This is a genomic window from Actinosynnema sp. NPDC059335 (assembly GCF_042752395.1).
Classification (GTDB): Bacteria; Actinomycetota; Actinomycetes; order Mycobacteriales; family Pseudonocardiaceae; genus Actinosynnema.
This window is the reverse complement of the sequence record NZ_JBHYXZ010000059.1, coordinates 31,043-35,063: the sequence shown is the minus strand read 5'-3', so window position 1 is coordinate 35,063 and position 4,021 is coordinate 31,043. Positions and strand designations below refer to the sequence as shown.

At 73.9% G+C, this 4,021-nt stretch carries 4 protein-coding genes; all 4 read left to right on the top strand.

Annotated elements, in window-relative coordinates:
- The first annotated feature begins 187 nt into the window (after positions 1 to 187).
- Genes ACFXGA_RS19900 through ACFXGA_RS19885 form a run of 4 tightly spaced genes read left to right on the top strand, consistent with a single transcriptional unit; the run spans position 188 to position 3,924 of the window.
- Complete coding sequence (locus ACFXGA_RS19900) at positions 188 to 1,012, top strand: ABC transporter permease (RefSeq protein WP_378089903.1); 825 nt, start codon at positions 188 to 190, stop codon at positions 1,010 to 1,012.
- Positions 997 to 1,698 (top strand): ABC transporter ATP-binding protein, encoded by a 702-nt coding sequence (locus ACFXGA_RS19895; RefSeq protein WP_378089901.1) that lies wholly within the window; start codon positions 997 to 999, stop codon positions 1,696 to 1,698. The genes ACFXGA_RS19900 and ACFXGA_RS19895 overlap by 16 nt, the downstream gene beginning before the upstream one ends.
- The gene (locus tag ACFXGA_RS19890; RefSeq protein WP_378089899.1) at positions 1,682 to 2,632 is read left to right on the top strand and encodes an ABC transporter substrate-binding protein; all 951 of its coding nucleotides are present in this window, start codon (positions 1,682 to 1,684) and stop codon (positions 2,630 to 2,632) included. The genes ACFXGA_RS19895 and ACFXGA_RS19890 overlap by 17 nt, the downstream gene beginning before the upstream one ends.
- The gene (locus ACFXGA_RS19885; protein WP_378089897.1) at positions 2,629 to 3,924 is read left to right on the top strand and encodes an LLM class flavin-dependent oxidoreductase; all 1,296 of its coding nucleotides are present in this window, start codon (positions 2,629 to 2,631) and stop codon (positions 3,922 to 3,924) included. The genes ACFXGA_RS19890 and ACFXGA_RS19885 overlap by 4 nt, the downstream gene beginning before the upstream one ends.
- The last annotated feature ends 97 nt before the right edge of the window (positions 3,925 to 4,021 follow it).

Below are 4,021 nucleotides of genomic sequence, written 5' to 3'. Positions count from 1 at the left end.
ACACCTCCCGCCCGGCCACCAAGTCCGCCCCCGCCCCCCTACCCCCCATCTCCCGCGGCGCCCCCCATACACGCGCCCACCGCCCCACTTTCACAATTCGGGACACGTTGACTTCCCCCGTCCGGATATCAAAACTCGAACCCGCTGATCAGCGCGTCCGATGTTCCCCGTCCGCTGGGAGAAATCCGTGTCGATTTCCACGGCGGGTGTTGTCGCGCGCCCCGAAACGGTGGTTCCCGCGCGTGCGCCCGCACCGAGCAAACGCAGGCTGCCCGACCTGCGCCGGTGGCTGAGCCCGCTCGGCCTGGTCGTGCTGTGGCAGGTCGCGAGCAGCACCGGCGTGCTGCCGCCGGACAAGCTCGCGTCCCCGGTCACCGTCTTCACCTCCGCCTACGAGCTGGTCCTCGACGGCCGGCTGGTGGACGCGCTCCTGGTCTCGTCCAGCCGGGTCGCGGTGGGCTTCGCGCTCGGCGCGGCCGTGGGCGGCGCGCTGGGCCTGGCGTCCGGGTTGTCCCGCTGGGGCGAACGGCTGCTCGACCCGCCCGTGCAGATGCTGCGCACGCTGCCGCACCTCGGCCTGGTCCCGCTGTTCATCCTGTGGTTCGGCATCGGCGAGGAACCCAAGCTGGCGCTCGTCGCGGCGGGCGTCGCGTTCCCGCTCTACCTGAACCTGCACTCGGGCATCCGGCAGACCGACCCGGCGCTGCTGGAGGCCGCGCGGGTGCTCGGCTACACCCGGTTCGAGCGGGTCGTGCACGTGGTGCTGCCGTCGGCGGTGCCGCAGACCCTGGTCGGCCTGCGGATCGCGCTCGGCACGGCGTGGCTGTCGCTGATCGTCGGCGAGCAGGTCAACGCGGACGCGGGCATCGGCTACCTGATCAACAACGCGCGCGAGTTCCTGCGCACCGACATCGTCGTGGTCGGCCTGCTCGTCTACGCGCTGCTCGGCCTGGGCACGGACGCCGTGGTGCGCGGGCTGGAGAGGAAGGTGCTGCGGTGGCGGGCGCGGTGAGCATCCGGGGGTTGGTCAAGGACTTCGGGCCGCGGCGCGTGCTGGCCGGGCTCGACCTGGACGTGGCCGAGGGCGAGTTCGTGGCGCTGCTGGGCCGCAGCGGCTGCGGCAAGTCGACCCTGCTGCGGATCCTGGCCGGGCTGGACGCCGAGGTCGAGGGCTCGGTCACCGTGCCGGGCCGGGTCTCGGTCGCGTTCCAGCAGCCCCGGCTGCTGCCGTGGCGCAGGGTGTGGCGCAACGTCTCGCTCGGGTTGCGCGGCGTGGACGGGCGCGCGGTCGCGGAGCGGGCGCTGGCCGAGGTGCGGTTGGCCGATCATGCCGACGCGTGGCCGTTGACCCTGTCCGGCGGCGAGGCGCAGCGCGTGTCGCTGGCGCGGGCGCTCGTGCGCGAGCCGGACCTGTTGCTGCTGGACGAGCCGTTCGGCGCGCTCGACGCGCTGACCAGGCTCGCCATGCACCACCTGGTCGAGCAGCTGTGGCGGGAGCACCGGCCCGCCGTGCTGTTCGTGACCCACGACGTGGACGAGGCGCTGCTGCTCGCCGACCGCGTCGTGGTGCTGGACGAGGGTCGGATCGTGGCCGAGCACCACGTCGACCTGCCGCGACCGCGGCGCCGCGCGTCCTTCGCGGACCTGCGGGTGGAAGTGCTGTCGAACCTGGGAGTGGACGATGTCGAAGCTGCTTAGCGTCCTGGCGGTCGCGGTCCTGGCGCTGTCGGGCTGCGGCACGGCGGCGTCGTCGGACGGCGAGGTCGTGCTCCGGGTGGGCGACCAGAAGGGCGGCTCGCAGTCCCTGCTGACCGCCGCCGGCCTGCTGGACGACTTCCCGTACAGGATCGAGTGGTCGACCTTCACCTCCGGCCCACCGCTGCTGGAGGCCGCGTCGGCGGGCGCGATCGACGTCGGCGGGGTGGGCAACACGCCGCCGATCTTCGCCGCGGCGGCCAACGCCAGGATCGCCGCGGTGTACTCGGCGAAGGGCAACGTGGAGAGCGACGCCCTGCTGGTGCCCGGCGACTCGCCGGTGAAGACCGTGCGGGACCTGAAGGGCCGCGGCATCGCGGTGGCCAAGGGCAGCTCGGCGCACGGCCAGATCCTGCTCACGCTGGCCGCCGAGGGCCTGACCACGAAGGACGTGACGCTGAACTTCCTCCAGCCGTCCGACGCGTACTCGGCGTTCACGCAGAAGCGGGTGGACGCTTGGGCGGTGTGGGACCCGTACACGTCGCAGGCGCTCCTGGAGGCCGGCGCGCGGGTGCTCACCGACGGGCGCGGCAAGTCCAACGGCTACACCTTCCAGGTGGCCGGGCGGGCCGCGCTGGACGACCCGCGCAAGGAGGCCGCGATCAAGGAGTTCGTGCGGCGGATCAGCCAGGCCCAGCGGTGGGCCGACACGCACCGCGACGAGTGGGCGCGGGTGTGGGCGGCCGAGACCGGGCTGAAGCCCGAGGTGGCCCGGGCCGCCGTGGCGCGCGGCGGTGACCTGCCGGTCAAGCTGGACGACGCGGTCATCGCCTCCGAGCAGGAGTTGGCCGACGCGTTCACCGCGGACGGCGCGCTGCCCGGCAAGGTGGACTTCAGGAAGTTCGTGGACACCCGATTCCAGGGGGAGCTGTCATGACCGTCGTGCCGCACTGGTTCCTGCCGACCTCCGGCGACGGCCGGACCGTGGTCGAGCGCTTCCACGCCAACCGGTCGCTCGGCGCGGCGGCGGCGCGCCAACCGGACATCGACTACCTCGCCCAGGTCGCGCAGGCGGCCGAGCGCAACGGGTTCGCCGGGGTGCTCACGCCGACCGGCACGTGGTGCGAGGACGCGTGGCTCACCACCGCGGCGCTGCTCGCGCGGACCTCGACGCTGAAGTTCCTGGTGGCGTTCCGGCCCGGGGTGATCTCGCCGACGCTGGCCGCCCAGATGGCCGCCACCTACCAGCGGATCTCCCGCGGCCGGCTGCTGCTCAACGTGGTGACCGGCGGCGACGAGGTGGAGCAGCGGCGGTTCGGCGACTGGCTCGACCACGACCAGCGGTACGCGCGGACGGACGAGTTCCTGCACGTGGTGCGGGCCGTGTGGTCGGGGCGGCCGGTCGACTTCGAGGGCGCGCACTACCGGGTGTCGGGCGCGACCGTGATGGCCGCGCCGGACCCCGTGCCGCCGATCTACTTCGGCGGGTCGTCCGACGCGGCGCTGCCGGTCGCGGCCCGGCGGGCCGACGTGTACCTGACGTGGGGCGAGCCGCCCGCGCAGGTGGCGGAGAAGATCGGCCGGGTGCGCGAGCTGGCGGGCGACCGGCCGATCCGGTTCGGCGTGCGGCTGCACACGATCAGCCGCGACACCTCCGCGGAGGCGTGGCGCGAGGCGGAGAAGCTGCTGGAGGCGCTGGACCCGGAGCAGGTGGCGAAGGCGCAGGAGCAGCTGCGGACGTCGCAGTCGGTCGGGCAGCAGCGGATGCTGGCGCTGCACGGCGGCGACCTGGGCCGCGGCGTGCGCGGGTTGGAGGTCCACCCCGGGCTGTGGGCGGGCATCGGGCTGGTGCGCGGCGGCGCGGGCACGGCGCTGGTCGGCAGCCACGAGGAGGTGGCGGACCTGGTCGAGGAGTACCACGCGCTGGGCGTGGAGGAGTTCGTGCTGTCCGGTTACCCGCACCTGGAGGAGGCGTTCTGGTTCGGCGAGGGCGTGCTGCCGATCCTGGCGGCGCGCGGTCTGCTCGCCGGGTCGTCGGCGCACGGCGGCCCGGAAGCGCACGGCCTCGAAGCGCACGGCGGCCCGGAAGCGCACGGCGGCTCGGAAGCGCACGGCCTCAAGGCGCAGAGGCCGGGAGCGCACGGGCCGGAATTGTCGGACCCCGTCGGTAGAATCGCTGCAAGGGTTCCCCTTGGCGGGGACCTGCGCGAAGCCGCGCACGGGTCTTGATCGGCCTCGGGGGGGGGCGGGGGGGGGGGGCCCCCCGCAGGGGGGGGGGAGACGCGCCCCGGGGGGTAGAGCGGGGTGGGGGGTGGTGTGGGAGAAA